Here is a 20,084-nt window from a genome sequence, read left to right on the forward strand (position 1 = left end):
TCGAGCTCCGTTCGTTCTGCTGTCCGGTTAGGCGTCGCCGTAGACTGGGACCGCAGCCCCGTTCGTGGGCGGCGTCGCGTCCGAACACAGCGAGAGCACGACGCGAGCGATGGCATCGGGGTCGACCCAGGAGTCGTGGTCAGCGTCGGGCAGCATCTCGCGGTTCGCGGGCGTGTCGATGACCGACGGCATGACGGCGTTGGCGCGCACCGCGCCGTGGTTCTCGGCGGCGATGGTTTCGGTGAGCAGGCGGACGCCGGCCTTCGCGGCCCGTTAGGGACCGTCGCCCTGGCCGCCCTCCAGGGAGGCCCGCGCGGAGACGGAGACGATGGTGCCACCGCTGTCCTGGAGGTGTGGGATCGCGTGCGCGCTCGCGAGGAACATCGTTTTCAGGTTCACGTCCAGGACCGTCTCGAACGCCGACACCGCCGTTTCGTGGATCGGGTCGCCGCCCTGCCACATCCCGGCGACGTTGCAGAGCGCGTCGAGGCCGCCGTGGTCGGCGACCGTGCTTGAGACGACGTGGGCGGCCTGCGTGTCCTCCGTGAGATCACCCTGATAGAACGACGCGAACGTGGGGGTCGGAACGGCGTCGTCGCTCTCCGCGGGGGCCACCACGTCGGTGCCACAGACGGTTGCGCCGGCGTCGGCGAACGCCCGGCAGACGGCGCTCCCGAGCGCGCCGACCGCGCCGGTCACGAGCACAACGTCGCCATCGCACTCGAAGTTGGCATGCATACACACCACATGAATGGCGCGCGTTGTAAACGTATGCACCCCGTGTCGAAGCGGCAGCACGCGCCGGATTCGGAGACCGATGGGGTTTATGCTGAGCGAGGTTCGCGTTCAGACTGCATGAAGCTTCACGAGTACCAGGCGAAGGAGGTCTTCGCCGATGCGGGCATTCCGACCCCGGAGTCGGCGCTCGCAACGTCCGTCGACGAGGCCGTCGAGGTCGCAGACGCCCTCGACTACCCCGTCGCGGTGAAGGCCCAGGTACACGTCGGTGGCCGCGGAAAGGCCGGCGGCATCAAACTCGCGGAGAACACGGCCGAGGCTCGCGAGGCCGCCGAGTCGATTCTCGGCATGGACCTCAAAGGCTACACGGTTGATCGCGTTCTCGTCGAGGAGGCCGTCGACTTCACCAACGAGTTGTACGTCGGCGTGACCATGGACCGCAGCGAGGGCGCGCCGGTCGTGATGGTCTCCGAGCGCGGCGGCGTCGACATCGAATCCGTCGCCGAGGAAGCCCCCGAGGACATCGTGCGCGAGCACGTCGATCCCTCGTTCGGTCTGCAGGCCTATCAGGCCCGCAACGCCGTCTACGACGCGGGCATCGAGCAGGACGTCGCCGGGGACGTCGCGAAGATCGTGCAGGGCGTCTACGATCTGTGGGCGGACAGCGACGCCACGGAGGTCGAGATCAATCCCGTGATGGTGACCAGCGAGCGCGACGTTGTCGCCGCCGACGCCGTGATGAAACTCGACGAGGACGCGTTGTTCCGCCAGCCGGCGTTCGCCGACATGGAAGAGGACGCCGCCGAGGACGACCTCGAAGCCAAGGCCAACGAGTACGGCTTCGACTACGTCCGCTTGGACGGCAACACGGGCATCATCGGCAACGGGGCCGGGCTCGTGATGACGACGCTTGACCTCGTGGACTACTACGGCGGGCAGCCCGCGAACTTCCTGGACATCGGCGGCGGCGCGAAAGCCGACCGCGTCGCCAACGCCCTGGACATGGTGTTCAGCGACGAGAACGTCGACAGCGTCGTGTTCAACATTTTCGGCGGCATCACTCGCGGCGACGAGGTCGCGAAGGGCATCAACAGCGCGCTCGAACAGTTCGACGAGATCCCGACGCCGGTCGTCGTCCGGCTCGCGGGCACGAACGCCGCTGAAGGCCGCGAGATCCTCAACGACGACCTCGTGACCGTCGAAGAAACGCTTGAGGGCGCTGTCCAGCGCGCCGTCGAGTACGCCGACGAGGAGGACATCCAATGAGCATTCTAGTCGATGACGACACCCGCGTCGTGGTGCAGGGCATCACGGGCGGGGAGGGGAAGTTCCACGCCGAACAGATGATCGAGTACGGCACCAACGTCGTCGCGGGCGCGGTGCCCGGGAAGGGCGGCCAGGAGGTCGCCGGCGTCCCCGTCTACGACACCGTCAATCAGGCCGTCGTGGCCGAGAACGCGGACGCCTCCGTGGTCCTCGTGCCGCCGGCGTTCGCTGCGGACGCGGTCTTCGAGGCGCTCGATACGCCCCTCGATCTCGTGGTCGCGATCACCGAGGGCATTCCGAGCCAGGACATGGCGAAAGTGTACAAGCGCCTCTCGGAAGTCGACACCCGCCTGCTCGGGCCGAACTGTCCGGGCATCATCACGCCGGGCGAGGCGAAACTCGGCATCCTGCCGGGCAACATCTTCGAGGCGGGCAACGTCGGCCTCGTCTCCCGGTCGGGCACGCTCACCTACCAGGTCGTGGATTCGCTGACCGCGCGCGGCGTCGGGCAGACGACCGCCATCGGCATCGGCGGCGACCCGATCATCGGGACGGACTTCATCGACGCCCTCGAACTGTTCGAGGCCGATCCGGAGACGGAGGCGGTCGTGATGTGCGGCGAGATCGGCGGCGAGGACGAGGAGGCAGCGGCCGCGTACATCGACGAGCACATGGACACGCCGGTCGCCGGGTTCATCGCCGGCCGCACCGCACCGCCGGGCAAGCGCATGGGCCACGCCGGCGCGATCGTCTCCGGCAGCGGCACCGGCACCGCGGACTCCAAGATCAGCGCGCTCAACGACGCGGGCGTTCCCGTCGGCGACACCCCCGAGGAGGTCGCCGACGACATCGAGGAGCTGCTGTAGCGTCCGCGCGCCCCGTCGAAACTGGTTTGTAGCCGGGTCTAGTCGCGTGACGTGATGGATGAGACCACGCACCGTGTCGCGGTCGGGGATGCGCGCGACCTGCCACTGGCCGCCGACGCCGTGGACCTCGTCGTGACGTCGCCGCCGTACCCGATGATCGAGATGTGGGACGCCGTGTTCACCGATCTCGACCCCGAAATCGGCGCGGCCCTGGACGCCGGTGCGGGCGAGCGCGCCCACGACCGCATGCACGCGGTGCTGGCCGACGCGTGGCGGGAAGTCAAGCGCGTGCTTCGTCCCGGTGGGATCGCCGTGGTGAACGTCGGGGACGCCACGCGGTCGGTCGACCGGTTCCGCGTCTACGACAACCACGCCCGCGTCACGAACGCGTTCGCGGATCTGGGGTTCGACCCGCTGCCGGGCGTGCTGTGGCGCAAGCCCACGAACTCCGCGGCGAAGTTCATGGGGTCGGGGATGGTGCCGCCGAACGCCTACGTGACCCTGGAACACGAGCACCTGCTGGTGTTCCGGAACGGCGAGCGCCGCGGGTTCGAGCCGGGCGCGGACCGCCGCTACGAGGCGGCGTACTTCTGGGAGGAGCGCAACGACTGGTTTTCCGACGTGTGGACCGACCTCAACGGGGCCCGCCAAGACCTCGCCGAGCCGGGGCTGCGGGAGCGCTCGGCGGCGTTCCCGTTCGCGTTGCCGTACCGCCTCATCAACATGTACTCGGTGTACGGCGACACCGTCCTGGATCCGTTCTGGGGGACGGGCACGACCAGCGTCGCGGCCGCCGTGGCCGGGCGCAACTCCGTGGGCGTCGACGCCGACCCGGAGGTGGTGGCTGCGTTCGCCGACCGCATCACCGCCACCCCCGAGCTGTCGCGTGCGGTCGCTGCCGACCGCCTGGCTGCCCACCGGGCGTTCGTCGCCGAGACGGACGACGACGCGCTGGGGTACGACGCCGTGAACTACGATGTCCCCGTGCGAACGAACCAGGAGCGGGACCTCCAGTTGTATACGGTTGCGGACGTCGAGGCGACCACGGCCGGCTGGCGGGCGACCCACGAGCCGTTCGTGCCCACCGACGACGAAGCGTAGGCGGTGGCGTCAAGCCCCCGCGTCCGGCAGCGCCCACTGTCGGTCGCCGACGTCGTCGATGGGGATGCGGTCGTAGGCCGCGAGCACGTCGGTTCGGGTGACGATCCCGACCAGCGAGCCGTCGGTGTCGACAATGGGGATGCGGCCGATGTCGACGCGCGCCATGCGGTCGACGAGCGTGAGGAGGTTGGTGTCCGGGGTGGCAGTAACGACGTTCGTGGTGCCGAGTTCCTCGACCGCCGTCGATGGGGATTGCCCGCCGTCGCGTGCACAGACCGCCACCGTCTCGGCGGTGTCTCCGGCGACAGTCACCAGCGGCTCCACGTCGGACCGCACGAGCATGCCCGCGACGGTGTCGTCGGCGTCGACGATGGGGAGGCCGCGGTGGGAGCGCTGCTGGAAGACCCGCAGCGCGTCCATGGCGGAGGTCCCCACGGTGACCGTGTCGACGTCCGTGGACATCACGTCCTTGGCGGCGAGGTCTTCGAGGCTGCCGATGCGGCGCTCCTGGACGGTGATGCCCTTGTCGCGCAGCGCCTCGGTGTAGATGGTGCCGTTGTCAAGCAGTCCTTGTGCGACCTCGCTGCCGATGACGGTCACCGCCAGCAGCGGCAGGATGATCGTGTACTGGCCGGTGAGTTCGAAGATGATGAGCGTCGCGGTGAGCGGCGCGCTGGCCGTGGCGGCGAACACGCCGGCGGTGCCGACGAGCGCGTACGCGCCGGCGCTGGCTGTGCCGGCGAACGCGGCGTTGACGAGCACGCCGAACGCGCCGCCGGCCATCGCGCCGACGTAGAGGGTCGGCGAGAACACGCCCCCGGAGTTCCCGCTGCCGATGGACAGCGAGAACCCCACGACTTTCAGCACCGCCAGCGCCACGAGCACCAGCAGCGTGAGGTCGCCGGCGATGCTGGAATGGATGGTGCCGTATCCGACCCCGAACAGCCAGGTCGCGCTCTGCAGCGGCGAGGCGTCGAGCAGCACAGCCGTGAGCAGGACCGACACCCCGAGAAGGGCACCACCGATGGCCGGCGTGAGGTAGCCGGGCAGGTCCCAGCGGTCCTGAAAGAGGTGTTCGGAGGCGTACAGCAGCCGCACGACGGCAGCGCCGATGCCGGCGGCGACCACGCCGAGGCCGGCGTAGAGGGGGAACTCCAGGGAGGGCGTGACGATGTGGTAGGTGATCGGCACGAGGAACTCGCGGACGCCGGGCACCGCAGTGAACGCCAGCACCGACCGCGCGACGGCGGTCGCCGTGACCGCGCTCAGCACGACGGTGACGACGTTGGTGAGCGCGTACTCCGAGAGCAGGATTTCGAGCGCGAACATCACACCCGCGAGTGGGGTGTTGAACGTGGCCGCGATGCCGCTGCCCGCGCCGGCGGCGACCAGCGTGCGCGTGTACCGGGAGTGGACGAACGCCCCGAAGTACGATCCCGCGGCGCTCCCGATCTGCACGATCGGGCCTTCCCGGCCGAGGGACGCCCCGCTGGCGATCGCGATGCTCGACGAGACGGTCTTGTACACGGCGATCTTGGGGTCGATCTGGCCGTTGTGGACCATCAGCGATTCGAGCACTTCGGGGACGCCGTGGCCGCGAATCGCGGTGGTGGTGCGGCGGATCACCAGGCCAACGATCAGCCCGCCGACCGCCGGCACGAGCGCGTACCGGAGCGGGCCCAGGGGGGCCAGCGCGCCGAACAGGTTCGGCACGTGGATCGGGGCGAAGCTGACCGCGCCCGGGTTCAGCGTCGCGCCGAAGAACACCGCCTGGGCGGCGAAGATGGTGATGCGGAAGACAACCGCGCCGAGGCCGGCGACGATGCCGACGAGGATCGCGGCGGTGTTGAGCCGGACGCCGTCCCGCGAGAGGAAAAACCGGATGCTGCTGGTGGCCGACCGGTGCCACCGCCGGAGCGTGTCACCGGCGGCGACGGCGGCGGCCGACACGCGTGGTCCGTGCGTGCGCGCCCACCGGCATTTCCCGGGGCGGCCTCGGAACTGCGCGACGAAATCCAGGGCGCTCACCGCGAACACCAGCACGCCGATGCACAGCGCCGCGTCGGTGAGCACGCCGGGCGTCGCGGCGTCGATGCGCACCGCGGACACGACCAGCCAGAGGCTGAGAATCCCGCCGGCGCGAACGAAATCCGGGTGTTCGAGGGTGTGGTGGGCGATCCGATGGAGGTTGTACGCACTGACGACCGCGAGTCCGCCGCCGACGAGGATCGTGTCAAGTCGTTCGAGTGGTGGGCCGCCGAGCACCACGCCAACGATCGCCACTGCGAGGCCGAGCGCTGCGTTCACACTGTTCGTCCAGGCCCCGAGGCGGTCGATATCATCCGGAACCCAACTTCCCCACGACCGCAGCCGGCGGTGGCTCGTCATCCGACACTCACCATACCAGCTGGTTGTCACGTGACGCGTCTAAACCTGTCCGTTCGACCACGAACCATCGAAAAAGTGACGTTTTGCGCGGTGGCGGCGAACGCGTGGCTCAGCATCGAGTGTCGCAGCGAAGTAATGGGTCGGGGCGGAGTTGAACCTACATTAGAGTTGATGCGTCTTGCTTCGCTGCGACGGTCAACTCTAATGAGATTCGACGTTCGACCCTCGCTGCGCTCGGGTCTGCACGTCTCACCGCCGACTTGCTCGGTACCTGCCTGCCTGTAGTAGTAGGTCACTGCCCAGCCGGAGAGGGGTAGTTATCAAGGTTTTCAACCGCCTCACGAGCTTCCCTCCGAGTACCAGAGATGCGGTGACCAAGGTCCTGGATGGTGTCTAATCCAGTATCATCACTCAAATGTTTCGACGATGAATTTTCAACACATCAAATGATGACACTGCAAGTAGAACTCCTGCGGTTCAAGTGGAATTATGCCAGCCTACGAACCTGCGGCGCGAGCCGATTAAATATGGCCTCAGCACGAGTGCCAGTCTCGATTGGCTCGCTCCAGTCGGATTCACTCCAAGCCACGACGTATATCCCTGATTCCAGGATGTTCATCGTTAGGCTGTCTTCGTGTGACCCGTGGAGTTTCTCGATAAACATCTTTTCAGCGGCCTCATCTACAAGACTGGTTCCCTTGAGATTCTTGCCCTCATTTCCACCACTGAATTGCTGACTTTCCACCGTTTCCGTCAGTTCATTTAGTGCTTCTGCTAACGGATTATCTGGTTCAAATTCTCCGTCATCAAGAGAAGAAAATTTAAAAACAGTGATTTTATCTCTGCTCTCGTAGAAATCTTCCATTATTTCTTGGTTGAAAGAGAATATTCGGGAATTATCGAGAGCACCGGTATCTGTCAACTTCCCGATGAAACTTGGAATCCAAGGGTCTACTAAGTCTTGCTTTGACTCAAAGGCAAACATCCCATTCTCGAAGTAGAAAACACGGGGACGGACCAGTTCAGGCTGATTGCGTTCTTCTTCCTCACCTTCCTCGTTCCTCACGACGATACTGTTCTCTGTGTCTGCCGAATATATAAAGTGGCAGAAGGAAAGTTCTCCGTGGCTGTCTCCAAGGTAGGTTGTTCTACCTTTCTCACGGTACTCCAATTCGCCTCCTGAAACTGGGTCATCCTCGACCCGGCGGACCATCTCGAACTCGTCATCAAGTGCATCAATCTCACTCTTCACTTCTTCAACCGATGGAAGTTCGCTTTCAGGAAGGTCAATTTTTCCAATCTTGTAGCGCTCTGGGTCTGACATATCGTATACCTGACTGACGAGGTGTAGATTTATAAAACCATTCCAACCAGAGTGAGAGTATAACCACTGTACAGCAAGTGCCTTGGAAATATAATTCGAAAATTCAGTAGCCTACAAGGAGTTAATTCCATATATACAGTATGGCGTAAGTCTGATTCATATGCAGTATTCGTTTAAGTAGGGGCGGTGTTAATATACCTGAGTAGAGGGACAGCAGGAGTACGACTTGTCAGTGTTAGAAAGTAGTAATACTAATGGTATGTGTGTTTTTGGCGTATGTGAGTGTAAAAAAGAGGGTCGCTCGGTCGAAGCAACATTGACACGCCTTCTACAACTGAAGGAATATGTCGAGGAAGCGAACTGATGGACGGAATTACCATTCTTGTTGCAGACGGCGATGCTTCGCAGATTAAGGATTTCCTCTCCATCGAGGAGATGCGGGAGTTGCTGATTGATGAAATGAGAGAACGGCAGTCACAAGCCGATGACGAGTTGGCCGAATGGGATTCCATCTCCGAACTTCGGGCCGATGATTCCCTTGATACGGCAGAGCGGAAGCGTCTCGAACTACCGCGTGAGCGGTGCAAACACCCTTCCACGAAGTTCACTTTAACCAATACCTGCCTGTTTCGAGGTGTGTCGTTGGTTAAGCCGAAACACTTACCAGCCTTACACGAGTATTTCCTTCTGGTACAATCGCTATACAGCGTTGTGGTGAGAAGGAGCCAACAACTCGCTTGACTTCTTCTCCTCTACCTGAAGACAGGTCCCCCTACGGGAATTACTGAATCAAGGCCTGAGACAGCGGAGAGCTGTCACTCAGGAGCGTTAAGCGACTGAGTGGGTCGGGGCGGAGTTGAACCGCCGACCTGCTCCGTGTGAAGGAGCCGTCATAACCGGACTAGACCACCGACCCGGACAGTAGTTCGTACCCGGAGGGCAGCATTAAGGCTTGCGTTCCCCGAGTGGTGGTGGCGGTGACCACCACAGGACTTTAGTATCTTTAGGTATACCTAAAACCTGTGTGGCGGGCGTCGCCGACAGCCCGTCCGCGTCTGTCCCAGCCGCAGAGACCGTCGGCACCTCGCCGTCCCTGGAGAGGGGCGTCGGCATCATCCTGCTGTTGTCCACACGCGATCAGTACGACGGCGATTCTTCGTGAACACCCGCCACGTCGTTGGCCAGCCGCGCGAACACGAACAGCGCGTCCGACAGCCGGTTCAGGTACGCCACCGCGGTGTCGTTGACCGCGTCGTCGGGCTCGTGGTCCTGGAGCGCGACCGCGCGGCGCTCGGCGCGCCGGCACACCGCCCGCGCCTGATGCAGCGCCGCGCCCGCCTCGCTGCCCCCGGGCAGGATGAACGACTCCAGGGGGTCCAGGCGCGCCTCGCAGTCGTCGATCCACTCCTCGACGTGGGTGACGTGTTCGGCGGTGATCTGTGGGTCGTCGGGCTCGGGCTCGGGGTTCGCGAAGTCCGCCTGCACGACGTGGAGGTGGTTCTGTGCCTCCCGGAGCCAGGCGTCGAGGTCGGCGATGTCCGTCGGGCGGATGGCACCGACCGCGGCGTTGAGTTCGTCCACGGTGCCGTAGGCTTCGATGCGCGGGCTGGCTTTCGAGACGCGGTCCATCGTCCGGAGGTCGGTGTCGCCGTCGTCGCCGCGCTTCGTGTAGATCTTCACGCCAGGGTCACCGCCGCGTAGGTCTGGATGCGCTGACTGTCGGCCATCACCACGCCGCGGTCGTCGTCCACGAGGACGGGAACGCTGCGCTGCCCGCTGGCGCGCTTGACCGCGTTGCGCGCCGAGTGGCGCGCGTCCACGTGGACGGTCTCGTGGTCGATGCCGTCCGCGGCCAGCGTGTCGATCACCGATTCGCAGTCCGGGCAGCCGTCCAACGCGTAGAGGGTGAGCGTCATGGCGGTGTTTCGGGCGGCGCGCCCAAATGTGTTCGTCCCGCGGCGGCGCGACTACTGGGGGTCGCTGCGGGCGGGAGCGGGGTCGTGGTCCGGGAGCGTGAGAGTTGGTGGCGTGACGTATCGGAGGCGCGGCGATGCGTCCGCCGGGATCACGTCGTGGGCCGCGAGCAGCGAGCGGATGCCGCTCGCGCCGCCGAAGTCGCCGCGGTACCACAGGCAGACACGGGGCGCGCGTGCGACCTGTGCGTCGGGGTTGTAGTCGGCGGCGTGATCGAGGTAGGTGTCGGTGAGCGCGTCGAGTTGCGCGTCGACGTTGGCGGCGGTGAACGTCACCGCAAGGCCGGGCGCGTGGCGGGCGATGCGTGTCGCGAAGTGGACGCGTTCGTCGAGCTCGTCGAGCCGGTAGCGACGGGCGAACGGGCTGGGGAACGGATCCGGGAGGTAGCCCAGGCCGTGGCGCCAGCGGTCCGCGCGGAGGATGTCGTGGGTGATGTCGGCGGCGGTGCGGCGGGTGCCGGCGATCCGGCGGGCGTGCTGGCCGGTGGCGCGTGCGCGCTCGACGAGCGCGCCGTGGACGTTCAGCCAGAACGCGGTGGCGGCGGACTCGTCGTCGCCGAGCGTGTCCAGGATGGACTGGTCGAGGGCGGCAAGCGAGTCGAACAGCGCCGACGCCCCGGTGTCGTGGTGGGCGGTGTGGTAGAGGCGCTGAGCGGCGGCGACGAGGTCGTGGGCTGTCGTCGTGTCGGCGGTTGGTGCGAACACGGGAATCACGCCTCACCAGCCGCTATCGTGAGGTATGTTAACATACCTTGTCATAGTGTGCCACGATACAAACGTCTGTCGCCAGTCCGCGGGTCAGTCCAGGCCCGGGCCGACGACCTCGTAGCCGAGATTGCGCTCCCGCAGCGGGTCGGTATGCTCGGAGAGGCGGTCGGCAGTCACCACCAGCAACACCGACAGTCCCCGGCTCGCTGCGGCGGGAACGGCGCTTGCCGTCCCGAACCGGATGTCCGGCTCGCTGCCGGCGTCCCGCACTGCAACGAGCGCCTCGACGCCGGCGGCCGCGACGATGTCGTGGGCCGCGAGCCGGGCGGTCACGGCGTCGTCCGGGAGCGCACCGCTGCCGCCGTCCTGGACGACCGGCGTCGACAGCACCGTCACCTCACCGGGCTCGTAGTCGAGCATCCCGTCGAACTCGGCGGTCCCCACGTCCTGGCCGGCCGCGGCACCGGTGACCGCGACCGCCGTTGCACTGCCATCAGCACCCGGGGTGGCGTGCATGACGCCGTCGTGCATCGACAGCGAGACGCGCTCGCCGTCGTCGATGTCGGCGTCAGCAACGGCGGTGTCGACGTCGACCTCTTCGAGGACGCTCTCGGAGACGTACTCCACGAACGTCCGCAGGTCGTCGGTCTGGGAGATGAGCCAGTCGACGCCCTCCTTGGTGACTTCGTATCGCCCGCGTCCGTGCTTGCGCGCGTGCCCCTCCTCGACGAGGTCGCCGAGGTAATCGCTGACCGCCTGGGCCGTGACCCCGATCTCGTCCGCGATCTCCTGCTGGCTGACCGCCGGCTGTCGCTCGGCGATCTCCACGAGGATCTGGTACCGCGTGGCGTTGCGCTTGCTCCGGAGCACGCCCAAGTCCCCGTTCGCCCGTGATTCGACCATTACTGCAAGTTCAGACGACCCCAATTCAAGTAGTTTTGTGTAACCGCCGGCGTCGGGGGCGCTCGCGCCCATCTAAGAAAGCTCACTTTCCCTAATACAATCAAAATTGTTTTGGGTGCTTCTGACGTTGTGCCACCGATGGCACAGACACAGCTCCCGCACGACGCCAAAGCGGGACCGACGAAACCGGAAGTCCGAGCGGTCGTTCGGTCGAAGCTCGCACTCACCGACGACGACCACTTCGTCGAGGTGGGCTCCTGTACGGGCGCCGTGACCATCGCCGCCGCTCGCGACGCCGGCCGCGTCACCGCGCTCGAACGCAAGGCCGACCGCCTCGAAACCACACGCAAGAACCTCGCAGCCAACGGGCTCGCGGACGCCGTCGAGTTGCGCAACGCCGAAGCGCCCGCCGAACTGCCCGCCGACGCCGACGCGCTGTTCATCGGCGGCAGCCGGAACTACGACGCCGTCCTGGATCACGCCGCCGAGACCGGCGTCGACCGCATCGTGATGAACGTCTCCCGGCTGGAAGTCGCGGGCGCAGCCACCCAGGCGTTCCGGGACCGCGACATCCTCACGGAGGTCGTGCAGTTCCAGGTGAGCCACGGCTACGAGCTCGCCGGCGCGACCTCCTTCGACTCCGAGAACCCCGTGTACATGATCGTCGGGAGCGCCAGCGGCGACACGGAGGCCGACCGATGACCGTCTACGGCGTCGGGCTCGGCCCCGGTGAACCCGACCTCCTGACGCTGCGCGGGAAGCGCACGCTGGAAGCCGCCGACGTGGTGTACTCGCCGGGGCGACTCTCCCGCACGGTCGCCACCCACCACGTCCCCGACTCCCGGATCGGCGACCTCGACTTCCCCATGACCAGCGACCCCGAGAAGCTGCGCGCGGCGTGGCGCGACGCCGCCGCCGAGGTCGCGCCCCGTGCCCGCGACGGCGACGTGGCGTTCGCGACCCTCGGCGACCCCAACGTCTACTCCACGTTCGGCCACCTCCGGCGAACCCTCGACGCGTTCCACCCGGACATCGACGTCCAGACGGTGCCCGGCGTCAGCGCGGTGAGCGCGTTCACCACCGCGCTGGGCGTGGAAGTCGACGCCGGCGCGGGTCTGGCGCTGCGGGAGGCCGCACAGGGCGCGTCCCCCACCGGCCCCGACCGCATGATCCTGTTCAAGGTGACCGACGCACCCGCCACCCACGAGGGGCTCGTGGACGCCGGCTACGACGTGACCTACGGCCGCCGGCTGTACATGGAGCAGGGCGACACCACGGTCACGCGCGACCCCGCGGAGATCGCCGACCGGGACTACTACACGCTGGCGTACGCCGAACGCGACACCCTCCAGAAGGACCGCGCGACGGCCTTCGACGACACCGAGGTGGCCGGCGATGCCTGAGGACGCGACGCCCCAGGACGCCATCGACGCCGCCAGCCAGCAGCGCCAGCGCGGCCGCGACGCCAGGGTGTACGACCACACCGCCGGCGACACCCAGGCCGGCATCCCGTTCATCGGTGCCGGGCCGGGCGACCCCGGCCTCCTCACGGTCACCGGCAAGGAGCTCGTCGAGGACGCCGACCTCGTCGTGCACGCGGGGTCGCTGGTGAACAGCGAGCTGCTGGACGAGTACTGCGCGGACGCCGAGACGGTCTCCTCGGTGGGCAAGGACCTCGAAGCGCTGATCCCGCTGATGCGGGACGCCCACGAGGACGGCGACACGGTCGTGCGCCTGCACAGCGGCGACCCCGCGATCTACGGCGCGGCGCTGGAGCAGATGGACGCCCTCGAACAGGAGGGCGTCCCGACGTACATCGTGCCCGGGGTCACGTCGGCGTTCGCGTCGGCGGCGACGCTGCGCACGCAACTGACGCTGAACGGCACCGCCAACCACGTCGCGTTCACGCGCCCGCAGGGCAAGACCCTCGACGCCGAGGACGACCACATCGCGGAGTTCGTGGAGATGGGCGACGTGACGACCTGCATCTACCTCGGCACGCACGCCATCCCGGACGTGATGGAGCGCCTGCTGGCGGACGGCCACGACCCGGAGACGCCGGTGACGGTCGTCTACCACGCCTCGTGGCCCGACGAGGACGTCATCGAGGGCACCATCGAGACCATCGGCGACCGCGTCGAGGACGCCGGCTACCGCGCGTCGGCGCTGGCCGTGATCGGCGACGCCGGGGCCGGCGCGGGCTACGAGCGGTCGTATCTCTACGGCGACTGGGCGAACCGCGGCAGCGACACCGACCAATGAGTACTGACAACGACACCGAGACTGACGACTCCGGGGGGCATTGTTCGACGCCGGACTCCGACGGCGAGGTCGCCGAAGACATCGCCATCGTGGCGTTCGAGCGGAAACGAGACACCGCAGCGGAGATCGTGGCTGGCATCGGGGATCGCTACGACTCCATCGACATCCTCGACTACCACGGCGACGTGTTCGCCGAGCATTGGGGGGAGTACGACTGCTTCGTGGGCCTGATGGCGTCGGGGATCGCGATGCGGAAGACCGCGGGGCTGCTCGACGACAAGTGGGAGGACCCCGCAGTGGTCGTCGTCGACGAGGCGCTCACGTGGGCGATCCCGCTGACCGGCGGCCACCACGGCGCGAACCAGGTCGCCGACGACCTCGCGTCGATGGGGGCGGTGCCGGCGATGACGACCGCCTCCGAGGCTGCCGGCAAGCAGGGCGTCGAGGAGCGCGCGAAGGCGCTTGACACCCACGTGGTGAACGGCGACTCAACGGTCGCCACGAACCTCGCGGTCCTCGACGAGAACCTGGGGCCGGTCGCCCGACTCGACGGGCCACAGGCCGTGGTCGTCGGCGACGACGTGACCGTGCTGAAGCGCAACAGCGACGACGGCGTCGTTCTCGGCACCGGCAGCGTCTCCGGTGCCGACGAACAGCAGTTCCGCGACGCCTGGGCGGCGAGCCTGGCGGCCACCGACTACGACCTCGACGACGTGGAGTTCGTCGCCACCGGCACTCGGAAGGCCGACGAGGAGGGGCTGCTGGCAGCCGCCGAAGCGCTCGGGCTCGGCGTCGTGGCCTTCGAGAAGGAGACACTGGAGGCCCACGAGGGGCCGACCCCCTCCCGGTCGAAGGAGCTCATCGGCTGGCCCGGCATCGCGGAAGCGTCCGCGATCGCGGGCGGCCGCGACAACGAGCTGCTCGCGGAGAAAGAACGCTACGACGAAGCCGTGACCGTGGCGGTGGGCAAATGAGCGACGCGAACGAAGCAGCCGACTACGGCACGCTGTACGTCGTCGGGATCGGCCCCGGGCTGCCGGGTGGGATGACCCAGCGCGCGAAAGACGTGGTGCGGACCGCCGACTGCGTGGTCGCGTCGAACCTCTACCAGGAGTTCCTGCGGCGGGACGGCACGCTGCCGCCCGCGGACGCCGGCGAGCGCCCCGACCAGGAGGTCGTGCGCTCGACGATGGGGCGGCAGATCGAGCTGGCGAAGGAGGCCTTCGAGCGCGTGCGCGACGGCGAAGACGTGGCCCACGTCTCCGGGGGCGACCCCAACGTCTACGGGAAATCCGACCTGGTCTACCTGATGGCCGAAGAGGAGGCCGCGTACGACGTGCCCATCGAGATCGTGCCCGGCGTGACGGCGGCGCTCGGCGGCGCGGCGAACCTCGGCGCGCCGCTGTCGAACGACTTCTGCACCATCTCGCTGTCGGACAAGTGGCGGGGCTGGGAGGAGATCGAGGAGAAGCTGCGCGCGGCCGCCATCAGCGGGTTCGTCGTTGTGTTGTACAACTGCTGGCGGGACTACGAGCGCGCCATCGGCGTGCTGCGCGAGGAGCGCGCCGACGACGTGCCCGTGGCCATCATCAACGACGCCGGCCGCGGCGACGCCGGCCGGAACACCGACGGCGAAACGCACACCATCACCACGCTGGGGTCGGTCACCGACCACAGCGGGGAAGTCGGCGGGATGGGGGCGTCGATCCTCATCGGCACCGACGAGACGGCAGTCTGGGAGAACGACCACCGGAAGCATCTCGTCACCCCGCGCGGCGGGCGTGACGTGGAGGATTTCTAATGAGCACTGACGACACCACCACGACAGACGACTCGACCAGCAACTGTGGCGCGTCCACGACGGACACCGACGACTCAGCCAGCAGCTGTGGCGGATCCACGACGGACACCGACGACTCGGCCAGCAGCTGTGGCGGGGCGTCGGGGAGCAGCGACTCGTCGAGCTGCGGCGCGTCGAGCGACACCGACAGCAACGAGCAGACGGTCTCCGCGACCGTCGACGACTTCGACGCCGACCCCGGCAGCCTCGTGGCGGTCGGGCTGGGCCCCGGTCGCCCCGAGGGCATGACCGACCGCGCGACGGCGGCGCTGGCGGACGCCGAGCACATCGTCGGGTACACCACGTACGTGGATCTGCTGCCCGACGAGATCACCGACGACGCCGAGGAGATCTACGACACCCCGATGTGCGGGGAGGTCTCGCGCACCGAGGAGGCCGTCGACCGCGCGCTCGCCGGCAACCACGTCGCCATCATCGGGAGCGGCGACCCCAACGTCTACGCGCTGGCGGGGTTGGCCCTGGAGATCACCGAGTCGAAGGGCGCGACGCCGTCGATGCTGGACTTCGAGGTCGTGCCGGGCGTGCCCGCCGCGCAGTCGTGTGGGGCGCGGCTGGGCGCGCCGCTGGTCAACGACTCCGTGAGCATCTCGCTGTCCGATCACCTGACGCCGATGCCCGAGATCGAGTCCCGGCTGCACGCCGTCGCCAGCGAGGAGTTCACGATCTCCATCTACAACCCGTGGAGCCGCAAGCGCCGCGAGAACTTCCAGAAGGCGTGTGAGATCCTGCTGGCGCACCGCGACGCCGACACGCCCGTGGGCATCGTCCACGGGGCCGGCCGCGAGGACGAGGAGGTGGAGATCACGACGCTCGGCGAGCTCGAATCCTACGGCGAGACCGACCTCATCGACATGACGACGACGGTCGTGATCGGGAACGCCGAGACGTACGTCTTCGACGACCGCATGGTCACGCCGCGTGGCTACGAGACCAAATACGACTACTGATGTATCGCGTGACAATCGACCGCGAGGCCTGCGATGGCGTGTTCGCGTGCCTGACCCGGGACTCGCGGTTCGTCGAGGACGACGCGGGGCTGGCGACCCTGGACGCCGACGGCGGCACCGTCGAGCGGACGAAAGAGACCGTCGTCGGGGAGTTCGACGACGACGAGCGCGTCGCCGACGCCGAGGACGCGGCGGCGGCGTGCCCGTTCGACGCCATCAGCGTCGACGCCGTGGAGGCCGACGAATGACCGCCGACGACATCACGCCCCCGGAGTCGATGCTCGAAGCCCACCCGGAGACGGCGTACTTCTGGGGGGCGGTTGCGGGGGCGGGAACGCTCACGGAGTCCTGCGTGACGGTGACGATGAGCGACGAGGCGGCCGCCGAGACGCTGGCCGTCATCGGGGGTGGCGAGCAGCCCAGCCACGAGGTCCGCGAGCGCGCGTACGCTCACGACACCTCGATCACGCGCCGCGAGGACGAGTACACCGTGCAAGTGTTCGGTGATCTCGCCACCCGCGCCGGGGCGGCGTTCGGCCTCCCGATGGATGACAGCGCCGGCGGCTACCGGCTGGACGCGCTGGCCGCCCACGACCGCCAGCTGTTGCGCGGGCTCGTGGAGGCCTGTGGAACGGTCTGTTTCAAGTCCTCGGCGGGCACAGTCGGGCTGTCGTTCGTCCACGAGGACCGGGCGCTGCTGGCGACCGTGCAGTCGCTGCTCGACGGGCTGGCGGTGGCCACGCCCTACGAGGAGCCCGCCGAGTCGTCGTCGGGCTATTACTTCAGCGTCGACGACGACGCCGTCCCGGCGCTCGGGGCGTGGCTCTACGAGGGCAGCGCTGACTCCGGACTGTACGCGCCCAGTCGCCGGCGGAAGCTCCGCCGCAGCCTCGACCAGGCCACTGCCGTGGACGCATCGCTGCCGGAGGTCGACGCGCCGTGAGCCGCACCGACAGCCCGGCCGGGAGTCTGAACGACGAGGCGGTGTTGCTGGTCGGGCACGGCTCCCGCCGCGAAGCGTCCAACGAGCAGGTGCGGTCGCTCGCCGCCGACCTCGAAGGGCGGCTGGGCGTTCCCGTCGACGCCGGCTTCCTGGAGCTTGCGGAGCCCACCATCCCGGACGCCATCGACGCGCTCGCGCCCGCCGTCGCCAACATTTCGGTCGTGCACCTGTCGCTGTTCGCGGCCAGCCACGTCAAAAACGACGTGCCGGCGGCGCTCCAGCGCGCCCGCAGCCAGCACCCCGAGGTGGAGTTCAACAACGGCTCGCACCTCGGCGTCCACCCCGCCATCGTGGACCTGCTGGACGACCGCGCGGCCGGCGTGGAGGCCGACCTGGGCGTCGACCGCGCGGCCGACGACGTGGCGGTCGTGCTGTGCGCCCGCGGGTCCAGCGACCCGGACGCGAACGCCGACGTCCACAAGCTCGCGCGGCTGCTGTACGAGGGCCGCGGGTTCTCCCGGGTGGACGCCACGTTCATCGGCGTGACCGAGCCGACGCTCGACGAGACGCTGCACGACGTCGCCAAACACCGGCCCGACGCCGTCGTGGTGGTGCCGTACATGCTCGGCGACGGCGTGCTCACGGGCCGCATCCGTGAGGGGGCCGCCGAGTTCGACGCCGACTATCCGTACGTCGAGGCGGCCTGTGGCGACCCCCTGGGCACCGACTCGCGGCTGCTGGACGTGCTCGGGGATCGCTGGCAGGAAGCCCGGACGGGCAGCGTCGAGATGTCCTGTGACACCTGCAAGTACAAGGTGGAACTGGACGGCTACGAGGAGGACGTGGGCGGCGCGAAGGCGATGTTGCGCGCGCTCAACCACCAGGAGGCCCACGAGGACCGCGACGACGTCGCCGACGACCCCCACGCCCACGACGCGCCGGACCGCCACGTCGCGGTCTGCACGAACCAGACGTGTGCCGCCGAGGGCGCACCCGCCGTCCTCGAACGCCTCCGCCAGGAGGCCCGCGACGCCGACGAGGGCAGCCTCCGGGTGACGCGCACCTCGTGTCTCGGGCAGTGCGGGGACGGCCCGAACGTCGCCGTCTACCCGGACGGCGTCTGGTATCAGCGCGTCGATCCCGACGACGCCGGCCGCATCGTGTCGTCCCACACCGACCGGGACCGCATCGTCTCCGATCTCGACTCACAGCTACTATGACCTGCCACGAACTCGAAGCACTGCGACTCGGGCTGATGAACGTCCTCGGCACCAGCGACCGGAGCGCCCGCGAGCACGCCGAGAAGGAACTCGAGGGCGAACTGCACGGCCCCATCGAGGGGCTGGCGGAGGCGGACTCGCTGGCGGAGCTCCAGCGCCACCTCGACGCGGCGCTGGTGGACCTCGAAGGAGAGGTCGCCGCCACCGACGAGAGCAACGCCGAGTACGACTACCTGCGGGGCCGCCTGGTCGCCGTGCGGGACGCCGAGCGGGCGCTGGCGAGGCTCGCCGACCACGGCGACGCGTACCTCGACGATCTCGGCGCGACCCACCACGCGCTCCACGATGTCTTCCCCGCCGACGAGTAGCGCGCCCCTGGGCGACATCGAGCCCGCCGGCTCCCGGCAGCTCGGCCGTCGCTCAAGCGTCTGTTGGACCGGCGACGGCGTCGTCGCGGGGCTTCCGGACGGCACCGTCGCGGCGTTCGACGGCGCCCTCGACGAGCGCTGGCGGAACGCCGGCGACGACCGCGGCAGCGTCGTCGCGCTGGCGCCGTTCGCCGGCGGCGTTGTCGCCGGGGAACGCGGCGCGGCCGGCGAGATCCGGCTGCACGACGGCGAAACCGGCGCGGTCAGGTGGCGCTATCGGGCCGCCGGCGACATCGGCCGTCCACAGGAAGACACCCGGTTCTTCCTGCCGTTCGTCGTGGATGTCGCCACCCAAGCCGGCGGCGACCGGGCGTTCGTGGCCGTGCGGCGCTACGAGCGCGGCGCCGACGGCGATCGGGCGTTCCAGAGCGCGGTCTACGCGTTCGAGGGCGACAACACCCCCGTGTGGCGGTTCCGGAGCGACGCCTCGCCGGTCAGCCTCGCGGCGGACGGCGACCGCGTCGCCGTCGCGTTCAACCGCTGCCCGGGCGACCAGGCGGCCGGCGTGCTCGTATTGGACGCCGCGACTGGCACCCAGCGGCGGCGCTGGGACCCGACGGGGGGCGGCGACCGGCGCGTCGGCGATGTCGCGCTCACGCCCCGCGGTGTCGTCGCGGCGAGTCACGCGGACTACCGCGGGTACTGCCTCGACGGCGACGGCGTGCAGTGGGTCGTTGATCTCGGGCGGCCCGTCGAGCGCGGCGAGCAGACCGTCTACGCGTACCCGAACCACGTGCACGCGACCGGCGACGGTGCCGTCTTCGTCACCGGCAACACGTACCCCGAGGACGGCCGCGAGACGGACGCCCGGCATCCGACCGAGCACACCGCGGTCGGCGTCGACCGGGACGGCGGGGTCGCGTTCACCGCCGACGTGGGCGGCTTCGCACACGAGATTGCGGCCGACGGTGCCAGGGTCGCGGTGCCGGTCGCCCAGCATTTCCGGGAGCGCGACCCGGCACGACACGGCGTCCGCGTCTACGACATCGCGGCCGGGCGGGTGGACGCCTGGCGCACGCCGGGCGTCGTCACTGCGGCGGCAGTCGACGGGCGCACCGTCGCGGCCGTCGAGGAACCGGTCGTGTACCACGACGACGGCGAGCGACGTGGTACCCACCGGCTGCACGCCGGGCACGTCTGAGAGCGGTCGGTGCTG

General features: G+C 68.1%; 21 protein-coding genes, 1 tRNA gene and 1 pseudogene. 15 read left to right on the top strand and 8 right to left on the bottom strand.

Annotated features, from left to right (window positions below; genetic code table 11):
- Positions 1–27 precede the first annotated feature (27 nt).
- A pseudogene (locus tag JRZ79_RS19150) lies at positions 28–738 on the bottom strand (SDR family oxidoreductase).
- Positions 739–855: 117 nt separating this feature from the next.
- Here JRZ79_RS19150 and sucC point away from each other — a divergent pair.
- From sucC to JRZ79_RS19165, 3 genes are read left to right on the top strand one after another with little or no spacing between them, the layout of a single operon-like run.
- Positions 856–2,004, top strand: coding sequence for an ADP-forming succinate--CoA ligase subunit beta (sucC, locus tag JRZ79_RS19155; RefSeq protein ID WP_012289349.1), 1,149 nt, complete (start codon positions 856–858; stop codon positions 2,002–2,004).
- Complete coding sequence (gene sucD, locus JRZ79_RS19160; protein WP_010903125.1) at positions 2,001–2,870, top strand: succinate--CoA ligase subunit alpha; 870 nt, start codon at positions 2,001–2,003, stop codon at positions 2,868–2,870. The genes sucC and sucD overlap by 4 nt, the downstream gene beginning before the upstream one ends.
- Positions 2,871–2,924: 54 nt before the next feature.
- Positions 2,925–3,971, top strand: a complete 1,047-nt coding sequence (locus JRZ79_RS19165) for a site-specific DNA-methyltransferase (protein ID WP_010903126.1) — start codon at positions 2,925–2,927, stop codon at positions 3,969–3,971.
- A gap of 9 nt (positions 3,972–3,980) precedes the next feature.
- Here the strand turns inward: JRZ79_RS19165 and JRZ79_RS19170 are convergent, their stop codons facing one another.
- Together JRZ79_RS19170 and JRZ79_RS19175 are read right to left on the bottom strand one after the other, a co-directional pair.
- Positions 3,981–6,359, bottom strand: a complete 2,379-nt coding sequence (locus JRZ79_RS19170; protein ID WP_205251987.1) for a chloride channel protein — start codon at positions 6,357–6,359, stop codon at positions 3,981–3,983.
- 487 nt (positions 6,360–6,846) lie between these two features.
- Positions 6,847–7,683 (bottom strand): hypothetical protein, encoded by an 837-nt coding sequence (locus JRZ79_RS19175; protein ID WP_205251988.1) that lies wholly within the window; start codon positions 7,681–7,683, stop codon positions 6,847–6,849.
- 363 nt (positions 7,684–8,046) lie between these two features.
- Between JRZ79_RS19175 and JRZ79_RS19180 the strand changes: the two genes are divergently transcribed.
- Positions 8,047–8,424 (top strand): hypothetical protein, encoded by a 378-nt coding sequence (locus JRZ79_RS19180; protein WP_205251989.1) that lies wholly within the window; start codon positions 8,047–8,049, stop codon positions 8,422–8,424.
- A gap of 100 nt (positions 8,425–8,524) precedes the next feature.
- Here the strand turns inward: JRZ79_RS19180 and JRZ79_RS19185 are convergent.
- The 5 genes from JRZ79_RS19185 to JRZ79_RS19205 form a co-directional block, all read right to left on the bottom strand.
- Positions 8,525–8,599, bottom strand: a tRNA-Val gene (locus JRZ79_RS19185).
- A gap of 221 nt (positions 8,600–8,820) precedes the next feature.
- Positions 8,821–9,363 (bottom strand): cob(I)yrinic acid a,c-diamide adenosyltransferase, encoded by a 543-nt coding sequence (locus tag JRZ79_RS19190; RefSeq protein WP_205250854.1) that lies wholly within the window; start codon positions 9,361–9,363, stop codon positions 8,821–8,823.
- Positions 9,360–9,599, bottom strand: a complete 240-nt coding sequence (locus tag JRZ79_RS19195; RefSeq protein ID WP_205251990.1) for a glutaredoxin — start codon at positions 9,597–9,599, stop codon at positions 9,360–9,362. The genes JRZ79_RS19190 and JRZ79_RS19195 overlap by 4 nt, the downstream gene beginning before the upstream one ends.
- A gap of 51 nt (positions 9,600–9,650) precedes the next feature.
- The gene (locus JRZ79_RS19200) at positions 9,651–10,361 is read right to left on the bottom strand and encodes a DUF547 domain-containing protein (RefSeq protein ID WP_229373349.1); all 711 of its coding nucleotides are present in this window, start codon (positions 10,359–10,361) and stop codon (positions 9,651–9,653) included.
- A 93-nt stretch (positions 10,362–10,454) separates the two neighbouring features.
- Entirely contained in the window at positions 10,455–11,267 is an 813-nt protein-coding gene (locus tag JRZ79_RS19205) for a MarR family transcriptional regulator (protein ID WP_010903130.1), read from the bottom strand.
- 138 nt (positions 11,268–11,405) lie between these two features.
- Here JRZ79_RS19205 and cbiT point away from each other — a divergent pair, with 138 nt between their 5' ends.
- The 11 genes from cbiT to JRZ79_RS19260 are packed head-to-tail and all read left to right on the top strand — an operon-like array spanning position 11,406 to position 20,069.
- Positions 11,406–11,969, top strand: coding sequence for a precorrin-6Y C5,15-methyltransferase (decarboxylating) subunit CbiT (gene cbiT, locus JRZ79_RS19210; RefSeq protein WP_205251991.1), 564 nt, complete (start codon positions 11,406–11,408; stop codon positions 11,967–11,969).
- Positions 11,966–12,670: a cobalt-factor II C(20)-methyltransferase gene (locus JRZ79_RS19215; RefSeq protein ID WP_010903132.1), complete on the top strand. Its 705-nt coding sequence runs from the start codon at positions 11,966–11,968 to the stop codon at positions 12,668–12,670. Before cbiT ends, JRZ79_RS19215 begins: the two co-directional genes overlap by 4 nt.
- The gene (locus JRZ79_RS19220) at positions 12,663–13,529 is read left to right on the top strand and encodes a cobalt-precorrin-4/precorrin-4 C(11)-methyltransferase (protein WP_010903133.1); all 867 of its coding nucleotides are present in this window, start codon (positions 12,663–12,665) and stop codon (positions 13,527–13,529) included. Before JRZ79_RS19215 ends, JRZ79_RS19220 begins: the two co-directional genes overlap by 8 nt.
- The gene (cbiG, locus tag JRZ79_RS19225) at positions 13,526–14,503 is read left to right on the top strand and encodes a cobalt-precorrin 5A hydrolase (protein ID WP_136361491.1); all 978 of its coding nucleotides are present in this window, start codon (positions 13,526–13,528) and stop codon (positions 14,501–14,503) included. The genes JRZ79_RS19220 and cbiG overlap by 4 nt, the downstream gene beginning before the upstream one ends.
- Positions 14,500–15,330: a precorrin-3B C(17)-methyltransferase gene (locus JRZ79_RS19230; protein WP_010903135.1), complete on the top strand. Its 831-nt coding sequence runs from the start codon at positions 14,500–14,502 to the stop codon at positions 15,328–15,330. Before cbiG ends, JRZ79_RS19230 begins: the two co-directional genes overlap by 4 nt.
- The gene (gene cobJ / locus JRZ79_RS19235; RefSeq protein WP_205251992.1) at positions 15,330–16,337 is read left to right on the top strand and encodes a precorrin-3B C(17)-methyltransferase; all 1,008 of its coding nucleotides are present in this window, start codon (positions 15,330–15,332) and stop codon (positions 16,335–16,337) included. The genes JRZ79_RS19230 and cobJ overlap by 1 nt, the downstream gene beginning before the upstream one ends.
- A complete protein-coding gene (locus JRZ79_RS19240; protein ID WP_205251993.1) occupies positions 16,337–16,585 on the top strand; it encodes a ferredoxin in 249 nt (82 codons plus the stop codon). The genes cobJ and JRZ79_RS19240 overlap by 1 nt, the downstream gene beginning before the upstream one ends.
- Positions 16,582–17,280 carry a cobalamin biosynthesis protein gene (locus tag JRZ79_RS19245; protein WP_136361494.1) on the top strand — a complete coding sequence of 233 codons (699 nt, stop codon included), beginning with the start codon at positions 16,582–16,584 and terminating at the stop codon, positions 17,278–17,280. The genes JRZ79_RS19240 and JRZ79_RS19245 overlap by 4 nt, the downstream gene beginning before the upstream one ends.
- Complete coding sequence (locus JRZ79_RS19250) at positions 17,277–18,500, top strand: CbiX/SirB N-terminal domain-containing protein (RefSeq protein ID WP_205250857.1); 1,224 nt, start codon at positions 17,277–17,279, stop codon at positions 18,498–18,500. The genes JRZ79_RS19245 and JRZ79_RS19250 overlap by 4 nt, the downstream gene beginning before the upstream one ends.
- On the top strand, positions 18,497–18,868 hold the full coding sequence (locus tag JRZ79_RS19255; protein ID WP_010903140.1) for a DUF3209 family protein: 372 nt from the start codon (positions 18,497–18,499) through the stop codon (positions 18,866–18,868). Before JRZ79_RS19250 ends, JRZ79_RS19255 begins: the two co-directional genes overlap by 4 nt.
- Positions 18,846–20,069 (top strand): transcriptional regulator, encoded by a 1,224-nt coding sequence (locus JRZ79_RS19260; RefSeq protein WP_205251994.1) that lies wholly within the window; start codon positions 18,846–18,848, stop codon positions 20,067–20,069. The genes JRZ79_RS19255 and JRZ79_RS19260 overlap by 23 nt, the downstream gene beginning before the upstream one ends.
- Positions 20,070–20,084: the final 15 nt, after the last annotated feature.

Origin of the sequence: Halobacterium sp. BOL4-2 (genome assembly GCF_016917835.2) — an archaeon.
Classification (GTDB): domain Archaea; phylum Halobacteriota; class Halobacteria; order Halobacteriales; family Halobacteriaceae; genus Halobacterium; species Halobacterium salinarum.